Consider the following 17,362-nt stretch of genomic DNA (forward strand, 5'->3'; position numbering starts at 1 on the left):
ACCCGATCCGCCGCTGGCGGATTTTTTGTTTCTGGAGCCCACCCATGGCAGATCACTTTCTTCACGGGGTCGAGGTCGTTGAAATCGACAACGGCCCGCGTCCCATTCGCACCGTCCGATCCTCCGTGATCGGGCTTGTCGGCACCGCACCGGATGCGGATGAACAGCGATTTCCCTTGAACACGCCAGTGCTCATTGCCGGCTCTCGCCTGGAGGCAGCCAAGCTGGGTGCCACCGGCACCTTGCCCATGGCCATCGACGGCATCTTCGATCAGGCCGGTGCCCTGGTGGTCGTGATCCGGGTAGCAGAAGGGGCGACCGAAGCCGAGACACAGACCCACGTGCTCGGTGGCGTTGATGAGACCGGTCAGTACCTCGGCCTGCAGGCGCTGCTGGCGGCACAGTCGGTCGCCAAGGTCACGCCGCGCATTTTGATCGCCCCGGGTTTCACGCATCAGCGCCCCATAGACCCTGATGATGACACCCGTCAGTTGGCAAACCCCGTTGTGGCCGAACTGCTCGGCATTGCCGAGCGCCTGCGCGCGGTGATCATCGCCGACGGCCCCAACACCACGGACGCCGCCGCCATCGACTACCGCGAGGACTGGGGTTCGCCGCGCATCTACGTGGTCGATCCGCACGTCAAGGTGATGAAGAACGGGACGGTGGTGACCGAGCCCGTTTCAGCACGCGTCGCAGGCCTGATTGCCAAGATCGACAACGACCGGGGGTTCTGGTGGTCGCCCTCGAACAATGTCATCAACGGCATCCTTGGCAGCCACCGCCCGGTGGATTTTGCGCTGGGCGATCCGAATGCTCGGGCCAACCTGCTCAACGAGAACGAGGTGGCCACCATCATTCAGGAGGATGGCTACCGCCTGTGGGGCAACCGCACCTGTTCTTCAGACCCGAAGTGGGCCTTCCTCAGTGTGCGGCGCACCGCCGACATGATCAACGAGTCGCTGCTCCGAGCCCACCTCTGGGCGGTGGATCGCAACATCACCAAGACCTACGTGGGAGAAGTCACGGAGGGGGTGAACGCCTATCTGCGGCAGTTGAAGGCGCAGGGCGCGATCCTCGGCGGCAAGTGCTGGGCCGATCCGGATCTGAACTCACCGCAGTCCATTGCCGACGGCAAGATTTATTTCAACTTCGACTTCACCCCGCCGTACCCGGCCGAGCACATCATCTTCCGCTCGCACCTGGTCGATGACTATCTCGAGGAGATTCTGTAATGGCCATCGAACTGCCGCGTGTTCTGAAGAACATGAACCTCTTCGTCGACGGCCGGGGTTACGCCGGGCGCATCGACGAGATTCAACTGCCCAAGCTCACCTTGAAGACCGAGGAGCACCGTGCGGGGGGGATGGATCTGCCAGTCGAGATCGATCTCGGTATGGAAAAGCTCGAAGCCGAGCTGACCATCGCCGACCACGATCCGGAAGTCTTCAAGCTCTTCGGCCTGCTGGACAACGCCGCCACCCAGATCACCATCCGGGGCGCCATTCAGGCACAGGGGTCGGAAGCCAAACCCGTCATCGTCAATCTGCGCGGTGGCTGGAAGGAGCTCGATGCCGGCACCTGGAAGCCCGGCGACAAAAGCACCCTCAAGGTCTCGGTGGCCGCCAGCTACTACAAGCTCACCATCGATGACGAGGAGCTGATCGAGATCGACGCCATCAACCTGGTCAGAAAGGTGGGCGGTACCGATCAGATGGAAGCCATTCGTGCGGCGATTGGTTTGTGATGAATGAAGGATAAGGAGCCCCCCATGAGCATGGCTGAACGCATCAAACTGAATTTTCCCATCGAGCACGACGGCGTGCCGATTGCCGACATCGCGCTGCGCCGTCCCACGGTGGGCGACCACCTGGCGGCGCAGAAGTCGGCCGGGACGGACGCCGAGCGCGAGATCCGGCTGATCGCCAACCTGGCTGAGTTGCCGCCGGCGGCGATTCACCAGCTGGATATGAAGGACTACGCCCAACTGCAGAAGGTGCTGGGCGGTTTTTTGCAGTGAATCCGGGTGAGCTGTCCGCCCTCGTGGTGGAGCTCGCCCTCTACACCCACTGGCCTCGATCCGAGTTGCTCGCCCTGGAGGTGAGTGAGTTGGTCGAGGCCTTGTCATTGGCGCGGCGCTTGTCTGCCACGCCGTCTTCCTGAGGTTTGCCCATGGCCACAGCGCATCCTGTTCAGATCAGCATCGGTGCCACGCTGGCGGCCTCGCTCGGCTCGGCGGTTCGCGGTGCCCAGGCGCAGTTGAACCAGCTGGGCTCCACGATGGCCGAGCTGGGCAACAAACAGTCCGGTATCCGTCAGCTGGAAACCCTGCGCACCCAAGCTCGGGATGCAGCGCTCGCCATGCGCGCGGCGCAGCAGAAGGTTTCCGGGCTGGAAGCGAACATTGCCGGCCAGGATGGCGGCGCCACGGCCAAGCAGACCCGTGAACTGGAACGTGCTCGTGCCGCTGCCACCCGTGCTGAAGAGGCCTACCGTCGCCAGCGCTCGGCCGTCGATGAACTGAGCACCTCTTTGACCCGGGCTGGGGTGAACACCCGCGCCATGGGCAGTGAGTCTGCGCGCCTCGGCAGTCAGCTCGAAACCCTGCGTACCCGCACCGAAGCCCTGACCCGCGCCCAACAGGCACAGGCCCGTAATCTCGAGAACCGCAGCGCCTACCGTGCCCAGATGATGGATGCGGTGGCCCTGGGCGGTGCGCTCTACGGTTTGGTGCAACCGGCTGTCCAGTTTGAGTCGGTGATGGCCGACGTCAAGAAGGTGGTCAATTTCGACACGCCGGATCAATTCGGGCAGATGTCCAAAGATGTGCTCTTGATGTCGACCCGCATTCCGATGGCTGCTGACGGCATCGGCGCCATCGTCGCGGCGGCCGGCCAGGCCGGCATCGCCCGCGAGGAGTTGCTGCGCTTTGCCGAGGACGCCGCCAAAATGGGCGTGGCCTTTGACCTGTCGGGCCAGCAGGCCGGCGCGGCCATGACGGGCCTGCGCTCGATCTTCGGATTGACCCAGGACGAGGTGGTCAAACTCGGCGACGCGATCAACCACCTGTCCAACAATATGGACGCCAAGGCATCCGATCTCCTGAACATCGCCAACCGGGCGGGCTCGACGGCGAAGCTCTTCGGCCTGTCCGGCGCGCAGTTGAACGCCCTGGGGGCGACCTTCCTGGCGCTTAAGACACCACCCGAAGTCGCCGCGACCGGCATCAATGCGCTCTTGATGAAGTTGGCGACCGCCGACAAGCAGAACGAGAAGTTCCAGCAAGGCTTGCAGGACATCGGGCTGTCTGCTGAGGTCATGAAGAAGATGATCCAGCGCGATGCCCAAGGGGCGCTGACGACCTTCCTGCGGCAGGTGAAGAACGCCCCCGATCTGATGGGCACCCTGTCTGATCTGTTCGGCATGGAGTACGCCGACGACATCGCCAAGCTGGTGGGGTCGATGGAGACCTACGAGAAGGCGGTGGGCCTGGTGGCCGATCAGACCGCCTATGCGGGCTCGATGCAGAAGGAGTACGAAGCACGCTCGGCCACCACCGCGAACAACCTGCAGCTCCTGAAGAACCAGATGAGCCGGCTGGGCATCACGGTAGGCAATGCACTGCTGCCGACCTTGAACAGCCTGGTGGGCGCGCTGATGGGGCCCATCGACAGTCTGGCCAACCTGGCCGAACGCTTTCCTATCGTCACGCAAGTGGTGGTGGGCACCGTCGGTGCCGTGCTGGGCTTGAAGGTGGCCACCATCGCACTGGGTTACGCCTGGACTTTCGTGAAGGGGCCGATCCTGGCCGCCAACACCGCATTCCAATCAGCCCGTGCGGGATTGGCGCTGTTGCAAGTGCAGGCGGCGGCCACTGGAACCAGTGCCAGCATTTTGTCGCTGGCCTGGGGTCGGATTCAGACCGGAGCCCTCGGGCTGATCGCGCCCATCAAGTCGGCGGCGCTGGCCTTCTGGGCAATGCTACCTGCGATTGGTGCGACCACAGTAGCGCTCTTGGCCAACCCGATCACCTGGATCGTGGCCGGGATTGGTGCTGCGGTTGCAGGCCTGGCGCTGGTGATCCGCAAATACTGGGACCCCATTGCTGCGTATGTCGGCGGCGTGTTCGAAGGCATCCAATCGGCCTTGCAGCCAGCGATCAGTAATCTTTCCACGGCACTGGCACCGCTCGCGCCGATTGGCCAGGCGGTCGCCTTCGTGTTTGGCTTCTTGGCTGACGGCGTGAGCCAGGTTGTAGGTTGGATTGGGAAGCTGCTCGCGCCGGTGACGCTCACCCAGGACGAGTTCGCTGCGCTCTCAGCCTCGGGCCAATCGCTCGGGACGGTGATCGGCAGCGGGTTGAGCACAGCATTTACGGTGCTGACCTCACCGATTCAAGCCGTGGGAGCCCTTGCTGGCTGGGTGATCGACACCTTCAACGCCTTATTGTCGTTCTCACCCATGGCATCGTTCAGCGCCGCCTGGCAACCCGTGGCGGGTTATTTCACGCAGCTATGGTCCGACATCATGGGCACGGTCGCGACCGCCATCGACTGGATCGCCGGCAAGATCGGCTGGGTGATGAATGCCGGCAAGCAGGTCGGCGACTGGTTCGGTTCGCTCTTCGGTAGCGATAAGCCGGCGTCGCCCACTGCCACGGCTCCGGCTACTGCGCGTCCGGCAGCGGTCGGTGGCACTGCTGCGCTGGTCGCGCCACGCCCCTCCGTCGGCACCGCACCCGTCGGCATCGCGCCGATGTCAGCGGGCAGTCCGTCAGTGGCGGGTGCCAGACCGGTGACGATGCCGGCTCAACCACTGGCTGTGCGTGGCAACACCAGTGTCTCGCTGTCCGCTCCGATCACGGTCAATGCTCCGCCCGGGATGGATGCGCGCGAGATCGCCGCACTCATCGAGTCGCGCCTGCGTGCGCTGGTGCGCGAGACCACCCGCAGTCCGGCTGCGGCGATGTACGACTGATTTTTCTGTTGGGAGGTGTGCCATGGCCGAACGAGTGATGTTGGGCCTGGGCGAGTTTCGTTTTGAGGTCAGTACGCTCGCCTACCAGAAGTTCTCGCTGAACCAGTCCTGGCGCTGGCTGGAGCAGGCGCGTATCCACCGCGATCCGGCTCTGCAGTTTGTCGGCCGGAACGTCGGCGAGATCGAACTCGACGGCGTGATCTACCCGAGCTTCAAGGGTGGCCTCGGCCAAGTCGATGCGATGCGTGCGCTGGCGGACGCCGGCAAGCCGCTGCAACTGGTCGATGGCCTGGGCCGCATCTGGGGTGCCTGGGTGATCACTGAGATTGGCGATACCCGCACGGTGTTTGCCGATGACGGTCAAGCGCGCCGGATCGAGTTCCGCATCAAGCTCAAGGCCTATGGGGAGGATCAGCCATGACCCGGCCGATCTTCAAACGGGTGATCACCCGTGATGGCGATGTGCTCGACGATCTGGTCTGGCGGCATTACGGGCGCAGCGATGTATTGACCGCCGTGCTCGAAGCCAATCCGCAGTTGGCCCAGTTGTCCCCGGTCCTTGTGGCTGGCCTGGTGGTCGAGTTGCCCGATCTGCCGCTGCCGACTGAAGCGCCGGTGATCCGGCTGTGGTCGTGAGGAGGGGAAGATGCAACCGATCTTCCGCATCTACGCTGACCTTGTAGAGATTACCGGCGCGATCCGCGACCGGCTGCTCGAACTGGTCGTGACCGACGAAGCCGGCATCCAGTCCGATGAGCTGAAGCTGACCCTCGATGATCGTCGCCGTGAGGACGGCGCGATTGCTGAGCTGCCGCGCATCGGTACGGTGCTCACCGTGTCGCTGGGCTATGCCGAAACCCGGCTGGTGTCCTTGGGGCGCTTCATCGTCGATGAGGTCGAGATCCGCTCGCCACCGGCTACGCTGACGGTCTCGGCCAAGGCGGCCGATATGGTGGGGCCGTTTCGCAGTCCCAAGACCCGCTCCTGGGATGCGACGACGCTTGGCCAACTGGCCGAGACCATCGCTGCCGAGCACCGCTATCAGGCCAAGATCGATCCGGAGCTGGGCGCCATTGCGATCCCGCATCTGGATCAGACCGCCGAATCGGACATGGCGCTGCTGACGCGTCTCGCGGCCAAGCACGATGCTGTGGCCAAGCCCGTCGCTGGCTTCCTGGTACTGGCTAAGCAGGGGTCGATCAAGACCATTACCGGACAGGTGATGCCGACGATCACCCTCAGATCCAGTGATCTCGCCGAATGGCGCTACCGACACTCGGCCCGCAAACCCGGGGGCAGCGGCACCACCAGCAACCACGATACGCAAAAGCCACCGACGACAGCAACCGGTGGCACCAAAGCCTACTGGTGGGATTTCGAGAAAGGCGAGCGCCGGGAAGTGACCACCGGCTCACCACCGTTTGAGGAAATCCGCTATGTCCACGCCACTGAGGCGGAAGCCAAGGCGGCGGCTGCCACCCGCAAGAACACCGGTGAACGGAGGCAAGGTGAGTTGAGTTTCAGCCTGCCGGGTGATCCACGACTCGCTGCCGAGGGACGGCTGTCGCTTTCTCTGCGCCCCGGCATCCCGACCGACTGGCGCATCAAGCGCGTCGAGCACCGCCTGGGCAGCCAGGGCTACACGGCGCAGGTCGAGTGCGAGCGCTTCACCGCTTCGGCCGTGCCAGTGACCGATAACCCCGCTGAACACAACGCATAAGGAGGACACCGTGCCCGAAAAAGATCCTTCGACCTACGGCCTGATCACCTACCTGTGGGTGACGGGCCTGGCCGCCTGGGGTGGCCTGGTCAATTTCTACCGCAAGGTCAAATCCGGTGAGACCCGTGCCTTCAACGTGGTCGAGCTCATCGGTGAGATCGCCACCTCGGCGTTTGCCGGTCTCATCACCTTCTGGCTGTGCGAGGCCGCGCAGTTCAATCCCCTGGTGACCGCAGCCTTGGTCGGTATTTCCGGCCACATGGGCAGCCAGGCTATCTACCAACTGGAGCGCTGGGCGCAGACGCGTCTGGGCAATTCCGCCAACAAGGAGCGGCCATGAACGCCATCGACACCATCCTCGACGAGATCATCCGCCGTGAGGGCGGCTACGTGAATCATCCGGCTGACCGGGGCGGGCCAACGAACTTCGGCATCACTGCGCAGACGCTTGGGGCATGGCGCAAGCTCGGTCGACCGGCCACGGCTGCTGAAGTCCAGGCGCTGACGGAAACTCAAGCCCGTGCCATCTACCGCCAGCAGTACATCACCGGCCCCAGATTCGAGACCATCAATCATCCGGCGCTGCTGCATCTGCTGGTCGATGCCGGTGTGCATTCCGGACCCAAGCGAGCCGTGCAATGGCTGCAGGCAGCGCTGGGCGTTACCGCAGATGGTGTGATCGGTCCCAAGACCCAGGCAGCCATCGCAAAAGCCGACCAAGGTGCGCTCTACGGCAAGGTGCTGGGTCAGCGCCTGCGTCATCTTGGACGGCTGATTACCAACGATCCCAGGCAGTCGGCCTTCGCCGCTGGCTGGATGAACCGGATGGCTGAATTTGTGGAGGGCCTCGTATGATTCCGATACTGCCCACCTTGGCGCCGGGACTGCTCGAAGCCGGCAGTCGGCTGATCGACCGCTTGGTGCCCGATCCTGCCGAGCGCGAAAAGGCCAAGCTCGCACTGCTGCAGGCGGAAGGGCAACTGGCGCTGCAGGAGATGCAGACCAGCCTGTCGGCGATCCTGGCCGAAGCCAACTCGGCCGATCCCTGGACCAGCCGGGCACGTCCGACCTTCCTGTACGTGATCTACGGGGTGATCCTGCTGTGCGTGATGGGCGCCATCATCGGCATCTGGTGGCCGATGCACGTATTCCAGGCAGCGGAGAACCTGAACAAGCTGCTGGGCGCGGTACCCGAGAGTCTGTGGTGGCTCTTCGGTGCCGGCTACCTGGGCTACACCGGGGCGCGCAGCTTCGACAAGTGGCGTGGGCCGGCACGCTGACCGGTGTTGCCGAGCACGACAATCTGAAACGACGATCCCCCGATCTCACTGCCTTCACAGGTGGTGGGGTCGGGGGATTTTTCGTTTTTACAATGAGCAATCATTGCATCAAAAAACACAGGGATTGACTAGAAATAAAAGTCAAGATCGAGTACAGTGTATGAGCAATGTTTGCATCACATCGGAGGTCGCCATGAGCCGACTCAGCGTCAAAGACAGGATGGTTCGTTCCATCGCCCTGCGCAAGGGCGAGGTTGTCCTACGCGCGGATTTCGAGACCATGGGTAGCCCCAGCCAGATCAGCCGGGCGATCAAGGAGCTGATCGAGGCGGGCAAGATCGTTCGCCTCGGTTATGGCGTCTACGCCAAAGCACGTCCGAGCACCTTGTCCGGCAAACCGGTGCCGCGTGTGTCCCTGGAAGAGCTGGCGCAAGAAGCGCTAGAGAAGCTGGGAGTGCCTGTGCAACTGGGCCGCGCCCAAGCCGACTACGTCGAGGGCAAGACCACACAGATTCCGGTGCGCACGACGTTCAACACCGGCCAGCGTCGTATTTCCCGCAAGATCACCGTCGGCATCAGCACCGTGCGCTATGAAAACCATTACAGCGCGCGAGCATGACCTGATCCTGGATGTGCGCAACGAAGGGCTCACTTCGTTGCCCCCCGGTATCTTCGAGAAAGACCTTCTGATCACCGAAGTGCTGCGCACCGTCGTGGCGGTGGACAGCGATGGCATCCAGTTGGTGTTTTGCGGCGGAACCTGCCTCTCCAAAGCGCACGGACTGATCGAGCGGATGTCCGAAGACATCGATTTCAAGCTGGTGCTGCCGCAGGGTTTGTCGCGCAGTGCGCGCAGTCGCTTGCTCAGCCATTTCAAGAAACGCTTGGCCGCCGTGCTGGTGGACGCTGGCTTTGCGGTGCCGGCCAACGAGATCATCGCCCGCGACGAGAACAGCTACGTCTCACTGAATCTGCATTACGAGAGCCGCTTTGCGCCGGTGGCCAGCCTGCGGCCAGAGATCAAAGTGGAGCTCAATGCCCGCCCGCCTGTGCTGCCCACGGCACCGCTGCCCATCGCGTCCATGCTGGATGCCCTGATCCAGGCGCCCAGGACGGATTTGCATGTGGAGTGCATTGGCGTCGAGGAAACCCTCGCTGAAAAGGTGCTGTCTTTCCTGCGCCGAACGGCAGAAGCCCGCGCCGGTCGCAATCGTGCCGACTACGACGACCGCTTGGTTCGTCACCTCTACGATGTGAGAGCCATCGCCCGAGGGCGTGAAAGGCTGGCGCTGCCGCACGAACACTTTGCAGCACTGGTGGCTGGCGATGCGACCCAGTTCCGCAACCAGTACCCAGAATTTGAAGAAGACCCCGTAGGGCAGATGCGCGTGGTCCTGGATGCCTTGCACCACGAGGCGGACGCCTTCGAGCGCGACTACCTTCGCTTCGTTGATGAGCTGGTGTTCGGAGAGCCGGTAACATTTGCCGAGGCCCGGGCAGTGTTCATCGAGTTGGCTGAGTCCCTGATCGGGCAGCTGAAGGCATAAAGCAAAAGCGCGACAGCAATGTGTCGCGCTCCATTCCTCTCCAGCGTTGTCCGAAAAGTGATGACATTCTTCGGACAAAAAATCAGGCGGTGGCCACCGCCGCCGATTGATTCACCACCGGCCGCCGTCCCACGACATTCCCCACCACATTGACCGCCTCCAGCATCGCCTGCGGCGACAGGTGCGCGTAGCGCATCGTTACCTTCGGATCGTGGTGGCCGAGGAGCTTTTGCACCTCGTAGAGCGACCGCCCGGCATTGACCAGGAAACTCGCGTAGCTGTGGCGCAGGTCGTGCAGCCGCACTTCCTCCAGCCCGACCTTTTTGCGGATCGAGTCCCAGGCGTAGAAGATCGACACCGGTGGCTTCTTCGTCTTCGGGTTGAAGAACACCCAGGGGATGTCGTCCTGCCGGGGCAGCGACTGCAGCAATTCCACCGCCGCATCGGAGAGCGGAATGTGGCGTGGCTTCTTCGACTTCGACCGCGCCGCCGGCACCGTCAGCATCCGGCGGTTGAAATCGATCTCGTCCCACCGGGCGTCCAGGATCTCGCGCTTGCGAGCACCTGTGTAGAGCAGCAACCGGATCACCTGGCCGACCTGCACATTGCGGTTGGTGTCCAGCTCATCAAACAGCCGCTGCACCTCCTCGGTCGTCAGGTAACGCTCCCGCGCACCGTGATCCTCAAAGGGCTCCACGCCATCACAGGGATTGCCCTTGGGCGGCAGGATGTCCCAGCGGATCGCGCAGTTGTAGATGAACTTCATCAGCACGATCATCCGGTTGCAGGTGCCGGCTGCGTAGCCCTTCTCGAACACCGCGTGGTGGAAGGCCACCACATCCGAGCGGGTGATCCGGTTCATCCGGAAATCGGCAAACACCGGCAGCAGGTGATTGCGCAGCATCGTCTCGTCCGTCTCCCAGCTGCGCTTCCTCGTCTTGGCGTAGGGCAGGTAGCGCTCGGCCACGAAATCCCCGAAGGTCGGTACATCTTTGAAACGATGGCTCTCCACCTTGGGGTCGCCACCCTCGGTGACCATCTGCTTCATCTTGTGCGCCTTGGCCCGGGCGTCCGACACCGAAATCTCATCGGCCCGGCCAATCCGGTTCAGTCGCACCTTGCCGGCGGCATCGCGGTAGCGGAAGTAGAAGGTCGCTCCGCCACTGGCGCGATGCTCCAGCAAGAAGCCCTTGATCTCCGTATCGAAGTAACTCACGGCCCCGGAGGCAGGCTCGCGACCTGGCAGGGTCGCCAGGAATTCGGTCGTCAACGCTTGTGCTGGCATCGTCGTGCTCCTCTATCAATTGAGGGTCATATTACGATACAATGCGCCGGAAAGGGCACAAAAAGCGTCCGATAGACCAGAATATTTACCTACCAAGACCGGGCAAGAAAGAAGAGGAGTCGACCATGATCGACGGAAGACAGATCCGTGCCGCACGCGCGATGCTGGGCTGGAGCCGGGAGGACCTGCTCAAGGCCTCGGGCATCTCGATGTCGGCACTGCTGCGCATGGAAGGAGCGCTGGCCGACAGCCGAAGCTCCACGCTGAACAAGGTGGTCAAGGCCCTGAGCCTGGCCGGCATCGAATTCATCACTCGCGATGACGGGGCTATCGGGGTAATCCTGAAGGCCGAACAGGCGAAAGCGTCGCAAGGAAACTGAGCGTTTGAGACAATGTGCAGTTTTCCGCAGCTGACTTATCTCCGATGGTAACCACGACCACCTACTACACCGATTCCCGCTACCGTACCTATCCGGGTGACGGTTACGATGGTGTAGTTCGTGTGAGCTTTGGTGGCTACTACGGCACGGGGACTTTGCTTTTTGACGGCCGAGCCATTCTGACGGCTGCTCACCTGTTCGAAGGACGGACGGGATCTGCCACCGTCACCTTCGAAACGGGGAGAGGGACGCAAACGCTGACCGCGACCGAAATCCTCCAGCACCCGGGGTACGACGTAGACAGCAATAACGATCTGGCGATTGTCTGGCTGTCCGGCACTGCGCCTGTGTTGGCCGATCGCTACGACATCTACCGTGACAGCGACGAGATCGGCCAAGCCTTCAACTTCTCAGGCTATGGCCGAACCGGCACGGGAAGCACTGGCGCGACCAGCAGCGACACCGCCACTCCCATCCGGCTCAAGGCGTCGAATCAGTTCGATGCTGATGCAGCGACACTTAAAAGCTATCTCGGCTCAGGAATGGCTTGGACACCGCTCTCCGGCACACAACTGATAGCCGACTTCGACAACGGCACCTCCACCAACGATGCACTGGGCCAATTAATCTATCGCTATGACACCGGCCGAGGACTTGATGAAGGCCTGATTGCATCAGGTGACAGCGGCGGTCCAGCCTTCCTCCAGAACAAGCTTGCCGGCGTCGCAAGCTACACCGCCAGCCTGACTCGGGGCAGCATCAACCCTGATATCGATAGCAGCACAAACAGCAGTTTCGGCGAAATCGCCGCCTGGCAGCGGGTCAGTGCCTATCAACAGTGGATCGACCAGAGTCTGCGAGCCCACTATCCGAACGCACCGACTAAGCCGGAGGAGGTCAAGAAGGAAGTAGCCGAGGGCAACAGCGGTACCAGCTACGCCTACTTCCTGCTGCAGTTCACCGGCGTGCGCAGTAACCCCAATGAGATTCTGAGCGTGGACTACGCCACGCGAGATGGCTCGGCCTTGGGTGGAACCGACTACCTTGCCGTCAGTGGCACACTGAACCTGTATCCCGATGAGAACCAGGCGGTCATCCCGGTGGAGATCATCGGCGACAGCACGCCCGAGCCCAGCGAATACTTCTATCTCGACGTTTTCAACCCCGTGGGTGGCAGCTTTGGTGAGGGAGTGATCAAGCTCACGGCGGTGCGTACCATCCTCGATGATGACGGTTGGTTCGCATAAAGCAGAGGCACAAAAACCGCCTCAGCCGCCACAATGAGCACAGCATCCTGTGCCACCCCAAAAGGCACAAAGGCCACCTGATGAGACACATTGGGTGGCCTTTGCATTAGATGGCTTCGGTTGGTAGGTAGTTGGTACGTCGGATTGGCTGCAAATTGCGTCTATATAGATAGGTGATGCGGCTAAGTCTTTGAAAAGACAAAGGAAATATCCGATCAGACTGAAAATATGCCTTTTGCGGTAGGAAAGTGGTCGGAAGTGGGTGCTTAGGAGGCTTCAAAACGCGCGTAAGTCTTTGACTTACAAAGAGATTGCAGAGTAGCTGGCTATTACGCTCACTGTTAATCAGGACAGCGGCTCTGCCTTCACCGGCACCTCGGGCAACGACACCTTCACCGCAGCTGCTGCTCAAGATGGCGCTGGCAACCTGATCAACACCCTGCAAAGCGTCGATGCGATCGACGGCGGCGCTGGCACCGACACGCTTACGGCTACCCTGGCTCAGGCTAACGAGGTCGCTGCAACCATCAAGAACATCGAAAACGTCAACGTGCGCTTTGCTGATGCAAAGGCTATCCTGAATCTGTCAAATGCCACGGGCCTGTCCGCCGTGACCGTAGCTGACAGCACGACCGCTGGTAGCTTGAAGGCAATCGGCGCACTGGCTGACCTGACCATCAAGAATCAAAACCAGAACGTCAATGTCGCTGGCACCGCCGGCACTGCGACCACGCTGGCCCTGAAGCTGGATACGGTCGGTACCAACGTCGCAGGCACGATTACCCCGATCACTCTGGATCTGGGCGTTGATAACGCCAGCGCAGCCACCACTGCCAACATCACCACGAACAACGCCTACGTCAAAGTTGATTCGACCAAGGCAGATGTGATCACCACCGCGACCATCGCGGCGACGGGCACCAACGCGCTGACCTTCACCGACAGCGGTGCAACCCTGACCAAGGTGACCATCACTGGCGCTGGTTCGGTCGATCTGAGCGGCGCTGCGCTGGCCAAGGTCACCACGTTCGACGCTTCTGCTTCGACCGGCGCTATCAAGGCTGAACTGACCGAGTCTGCTAAGGCTGTGACCATCACGACCGGTACTGGCAACGACGTGATCGACGCTGATGCGGTTGCTAAGGCTGGCTCTTCCGCCAACCTGGGCGCTGGCAACGACACTCTGTACGTCGGTGCTAACCTGGCTGCCTTCGACAAGGGCGTGAATGGCGGTGATGGTACCGACATCATCAACATCACCGATGGCTCCAAGCTGGACGCTACCACCTCGAAGTACATCACTAACTTCGAAACCCTGGATGTTTCGGGCGGCAAGGGCGACTACGATGTTTCCCTGAACAGCTTCGCTACCGTTCAGATCGATGAAGCCATCGCCGGTGCTCTGGCTGATGTAGTTAAGTTCGCGAATGCAGCTGATACTTTCACGCTGAACATCGCTAGCAAGGCTAAGACCAACGGTGACTTCGATGTAGCCAAAGCTATTACCGTTGTTGGCAAGGATTACGCAGGTACGACCGCTAAGGGCGATGCTGAAACCTTTACCTTGGTCGCCACGCTGAATGACGGCAACAAGGACAATGGTGCTGATGGCAACATCAAGGGCGTTGATGTCACCGTCGCCAACGTCGAGAACCTGGTGGTGCAGGCCAATGCTGCTACGCTGGACGGCGGCACTGACGCATTGAAGGCTTCCAAACTCTCCCTGACCGCCAAACTGACAGCTGACAAGGCTGAAGTCCTGACCATCAAGGGCGACGCCTCTGTTGATCTGTCCAGCGCTACCACCATCGGTGTTGTGACCAAGGTTGACGCGACTGGCTCCACCGGCAACGTGACGATCGACTTCACTGGCCATGCTAAGGGCGTTGCTTACACTGGTTCGGAAGGTGTTGACACCTACAAGGCTGGTAAGGCTGGCGACGTCATCTACACCGGTAAGGGTGCTGACGTCGTGACCTTGGATGCTAAGGCTGGTGCTGTTGGTGCAGTCCGTGACACCTTCGTGCTGAAGGCCGCTACCGACTCGCAGATCACCGACACCTCCAAGGATGGCAAGATCACCCTGGGTGGCGACACCGGCTTCGATGAAGTGATCAAGTTCGATTCGATCGGTGACACGACTCCGGTGGCTAACACCTCCGACCGTCTGGACCTGACCAACTTTGGTTTCACCGGTTCCCAGCGTGGCGTTGCAGATGTATCCGCTTCTGTTACGGCTGACACCAACCTGACCAGCATTGTTGATCTGTTCAACACGCCGGCGGGTGATCGTGGCGTCGCCTACACGAAGATCGGTCTCGACAGCTTCGTGTTCGTCGATGCCAACAAGGACGGTAACTTCACGGCGGCTGATGACTTGGTCATCAAGCTGACGGGCGTGGGTGCTGTGTCCGAGACCTTCATCAACTTCTAATCTCTCCATGAGATGTCTGGCAAACTTAGGTTTGCCGGACAAGAAGTTCTAAACCCCGTCTCCTGTTCAAGGGGCGGGGTTTTTTCTTGTTGATTGACCTGCGAGCAACAAGAAAAAACTCCGCATACATCCAAAGGAATCACGATGACAGACTGGACTGCCGGCTACGTGGCCGACATTGGCTACACCTACGGCTACTACACCGAACTGAACCCGCAACGCATCAAGCTGCCCTTTCTGGCCTCTGGCCTAGTCTTCCCTGAGGTCGGCACTGCCTGTGAACTGGGCTTTGGTCAGGGCTTGAGTGTCGGCATCCACGCTGCAGCATCCGTCACCGCGTGGTCGGGCACGGACTTCAATCCGTCCCAGGCCGGCTTTGCCCAGGAAATCGCCAACGTCTCAGGCGCCAATGCCCGATTGTTCGATGAAGCCTTTGCCGAGTTCTGTGCCCGACCAGACCTGCCCGACTTCGACTACATCGGTTTGCACGGCATCTGGAGCTGGATCAGCGACGAGAACCGCCACATCATCGTCGACTTCCTACGCCGCAAACTCAAGGTGGGTGGCGTGCTCTACATCAGCTACAACACGCAGCCCGGCTGGGCGGCGATGGTACCGATGCGCGAACTGCTCAACCAGCACGCCGATGTGATGGGCGCCAGTGGCCAGGGAATTGTCGGTCGCATCGATTCGGCCCTCGACTTCGCTGAGCGTATGCTGGCCACCAACCCGGTATATGGGCAGACGTATCCTCTAGTGGCTGAGCGCATCAAGAAAATGAAGGGCCAGAACCGCAACTATCTGGCCCATGAATACTTCAACCGCGACTGGCACCCGATGTCCTTCGCCCGTATGGCGGAATGGTTGTCGCCGGCCAAACTGAACTTCGCCTGCTCGGCCCACTACACCGATCACGTCGATGCGGTGAACCTGAGCGAGGAGCAGCAGGCTTTCCTCAAGGACATTCCGGACGCAACGTTCCGTGAGACGGTGCGTGACTTCATGTGCAATACCCAATTCCGCCGCGACTACTGGGTCAAGGGCTCACGGCAACTGGGTGCGTTTGAGCGCGGAGAGCTGCTGCGCGCCCAACGGGTCATTCTGGTCAACACGCGCGACGCGGTTGAGCTGAAGGTCAGCGGTGCACGAGGCGACAGGCGAAATAAAGGACACCCACTTATTTCTTGCACCCCCACCATGCTTCCGTTATCCTTTGCCCCATGACCCGCCCGCGCTGCGCCCTCGTCTCGCTCATCGACACACCCTGGTACCACGTCGTGAGCCGCTGCGTGCGCCGCGCCTTTTTGTGCGGCGCTGACCGGCACAGCGGCCAGAACTTCGACCACCGCCGCGGCTGGATAGAGGCGCGCATCGCCCAGCTCGCCTCGGTATTCGCCATCGACGTCGCCGCCTACGCGGTGATGAGCAACCACTACCACATCGTGCTGCGCATCGACGCGGCGCGCGCCACTGTTTGGAGCCTCGAAGACGTGCTCACGCGCTGGACGCAGCTCTTTACCGGGCCACTTCTGGTGCAGCGCTACCTGTCAGACGCCCGCGCCGGCATGGGTGAGGCCGAAATCGCCAAGGTCGAGGAATTCGCCGCTCTGTACCGCGCACGCCTCGCCGATCTTTCGTGGTTCATGCGCATCCTGAACGAAACCATCGCCCGCCAGGCCAACCAGGAAGACGGCGCCAAGGGGCGCTTCTGGGAAGGGCGCTTCAAGAGCCAGGCGCTGCTGGACGAACAAGCCCTGCTCGCCGCGATGAGCTACGTGGACCTGAACCCCGTGCGCGCCGCCATGGCCGAGACCGTGCAGGACAGCGCCCACACCTCCATCCGCCGCCGCTTGGATGCACTCGACGCGCCCATTCCGCTGCCCGCAAAGCCAGAGGAGGGCGCCGACCGCATCGCCGCTGACTTCACCGAGCTTTCCGCCGAAGCCGCCGTCGCTGAAGTCCCGCCCGAAGTTTCATCCGAAGTACCCGCTGAAACGGCCGCCGCAAGCCCGCAACCCCGCCTGCGCGGCGAATGGGACTTGCGACACCTGCAAACTGCGCCACTGATGCCCTTCGACGCCACCGGCCGCTTCGAACTCGCCATTCCCTACGCTTTCGAGGACTACCTCGAACTCGTGGACACCGTCGGCCGTGCCATCCATCCCCAAAAGCGCGGCGCCATTCCTGCCAAGGCGCCACGGCTTCTCGCCCAGCTCGGCATCGACACCGAAACCTTCATCGCCCACGCCAGCCGCTTGTTGCAGGAATTCGGCCACGCCGTCGGCACCCCAGCCAGGCTCACCGAACTCGCCACCGCCCGCCAGACCAAGTTCCTGCGCGGCATGCGCGCGGCCCGGGCGGTGTTCGAGCGCGCAGCGGAGCAAGACAGGCGGGCGGCGTGATGGGCGGTTAGCCGCCAGCGAAGCGTAGCGGCGTCCATATCCAGACTTCCAAGATCTCCTTCCTGTGCAAAAAGGCGCGGGAGGATACGT

General features: G+C 61.7%; 18 protein-coding genes. 17 read left to right on the forward strand and 1 reads right to left on the reverse strand.

All coding sequences use genetic code 11. The annotated features are described in order from the left end of the window. The first annotated feature begins 44 nt into the window (after positions 1-44). The 12 genes from FK527_RS00295 (at position 45) to FK527_RS00350 (ending at position 9,524) form a co-directional block, all read left to right on the forward strand. Positions 45-1,235 carry a phage tail sheath protein gene (locus FK527_RS00295; RefSeq protein WP_144728550.1) on the forward strand — a complete coding sequence of 397 codons (1,191 nt, stop codon included), beginning with the start codon at positions 45-47 and terminating at the stop codon, positions 1,233-1,235. Beyond that, a complete protein-coding gene (locus FK527_RS00300; protein WP_144728552.1) occupies positions 1,235-1,747 on the forward strand; it encodes a phage major tail tube protein in 513 nt (170 codons plus the stop codon). The genes FK527_RS00295 and FK527_RS00300 overlap by 1 nt, the downstream gene beginning before the upstream one ends. A gap of 24 nt (positions 1,748-1,771) precedes the next feature. Beyond that, a complete protein-coding gene (locus FK527_RS00305) occupies positions 1,772-2,020 on the forward strand; it encodes a phage tail assembly protein (RefSeq protein ID WP_144728554.1) in 249 nt (82 codons plus the stop codon). A gap of 152 nt (positions 2,021-2,172) precedes the next feature. After that, positions 2,173-4,977, forward strand: a complete 2,805-nt coding sequence (locus FK527_RS00310) for a phage tail tape measure protein (RefSeq protein WP_144728556.1) — start codon at positions 2,173-2,175, stop codon at positions 4,975-4,977. A 22-nt stretch (positions 4,978-4,999) separates the two neighbouring features. Further along, a complete protein-coding gene (locus tag FK527_RS00315) occupies positions 5,000-5,398 on the forward strand; it encodes a phage tail protein (RefSeq protein WP_144728558.1) in 399 nt (132 codons plus the stop codon). After that, positions 5,395-5,613 (forward strand): tail protein X, encoded by a 219-nt coding sequence (locus FK527_RS00320; protein WP_144728560.1) that lies wholly within the window; start codon positions 5,395-5,397, stop codon positions 5,611-5,613. Before FK527_RS00315 ends, FK527_RS00320 begins: the two co-directional genes overlap by 4 nt. 10 nt (positions 5,614-5,623) lie before the next feature. Continuing rightward, on the forward strand, positions 5,624-6,697 hold the full coding sequence (locus FK527_RS00325) for a phage late control D family protein (protein WP_144728562.1): 1,074 nt from the start codon (positions 5,624-5,626) through the stop codon (positions 6,695-6,697). 10 nt (positions 6,698-6,707) lie between these two features. Further along, complete coding sequence (locus FK527_RS00330; RefSeq protein WP_020685874.1) at positions 6,708-7,037, forward strand: phage holin family protein; 330 nt, start codon at positions 6,708-6,710, stop codon at positions 7,035-7,037. After that, the gene (locus tag FK527_RS00335; protein WP_144728564.1) at positions 7,034-7,552 is read left to right on the forward strand and encodes a glycoside hydrolase family 108 protein; all 519 of its coding nucleotides are present in this window, start codon (positions 7,034-7,036) and stop codon (positions 7,550-7,552) included. Before FK527_RS00330 ends, FK527_RS00335 begins: the two co-directional genes overlap by 4 nt. Then, positions 7,549-7,977: a holin family protein gene (locus FK527_RS00340; RefSeq protein ID WP_144728566.1), complete on the forward strand. Its 429-nt coding sequence runs from the start codon at positions 7,549-7,551 to the stop codon at positions 7,975-7,977. Before FK527_RS00335 ends, FK527_RS00340 begins: the two co-directional genes overlap by 4 nt. Positions 7,978-8,170: 193 nt before the next feature. After that, positions 8,171-8,596, forward strand: a complete 426-nt coding sequence (locus FK527_RS00345; protein ID WP_144728568.1) for a DUF6088 family protein — start codon at positions 8,171-8,173, stop codon at positions 8,594-8,596. Next, positions 8,568-9,524 (forward strand): nucleotidyl transferase AbiEii/AbiGii toxin family protein, encoded by a 957-nt coding sequence (locus tag FK527_RS00350; protein WP_144728570.1) that lies wholly within the window; start codon positions 8,568-8,570, stop codon positions 9,522-9,524. The genes FK527_RS00345 and FK527_RS00350 overlap by 29 nt, the downstream gene beginning before the upstream one ends. A gap of 82 nt (positions 9,525-9,606) precedes the next feature. Here the strand turns inward: FK527_RS00350 and FK527_RS00355 are convergent, their stop codons facing one another. Continuing rightward, positions 9,607-10,809, reverse strand: coding sequence for a site-specific integrase (locus FK527_RS00355; protein ID WP_144728572.1), 1,203 nt, complete (start codon positions 10,807-10,809; stop codon positions 9,607-9,609). Between the two features lie 125 nt (positions 10,810-10,934). Between FK527_RS00355 and FK527_RS00360 the strand changes: the two genes are divergently transcribed. The 5 genes from FK527_RS00360 (at position 10,935) to FK527_RS00380 (ending at position 17,272) form a co-directional block, all read left to right on the forward strand. Then, positions 10,935-11,189 carry a helix-turn-helix domain-containing protein gene (locus tag FK527_RS00360; RefSeq protein ID WP_144728574.1) on the forward strand — a complete coding sequence of 85 codons (255 nt, stop codon included), beginning with the start codon at positions 10,935-10,937 and terminating at the stop codon, positions 11,187-11,189. A 44-nt stretch (positions 11,190-11,233) separates the two neighbouring features. Beyond that, entirely contained in the window at positions 11,234-12,436 is a 1,203-nt protein-coding gene (locus FK527_RS00365; protein WP_144728576.1) for a trypsin-like serine protease, read from the forward strand. Positions 12,437-12,986: 550 nt separating this feature from the next. Further along, positions 12,987-14,870: a beta strand repeat-containing protein gene (locus tag FK527_RS00370; protein ID WP_144728578.1), complete on the forward strand. Its 1,884-nt coding sequence runs from the start codon at positions 12,987-12,989 to the stop codon at positions 14,868-14,870. A gap of 144 nt (positions 14,871-15,014) precedes the next feature. Beyond that, complete coding sequence (locus FK527_RS00375; RefSeq protein WP_144728580.1) at positions 15,015-16,094, forward strand: class I SAM-dependent methyltransferase; 1,080 nt, start codon at positions 15,015-15,017, stop codon at positions 16,092-16,094. Continuing rightward, positions 16,091-17,272: a transposase gene (locus FK527_RS00380; RefSeq protein ID WP_144728582.1), complete on the forward strand. Its 1,182-nt coding sequence runs from the start codon at positions 16,091-16,093 to the stop codon at positions 17,270-17,272. The genes FK527_RS00375 and FK527_RS00380 overlap by 4 nt, the downstream gene beginning before the upstream one ends. Positions 17,273-17,362 lie beyond the last annotated feature (90 nt).

This window comes from Extensimonas perlucida (assembly GCF_007655255.1).
Classification (GTDB): Bacteria; Pseudomonadota; Gammaproteobacteria; order Burkholderiales; family Burkholderiaceae_C; genus Extensimonas; species Extensimonas perlucida.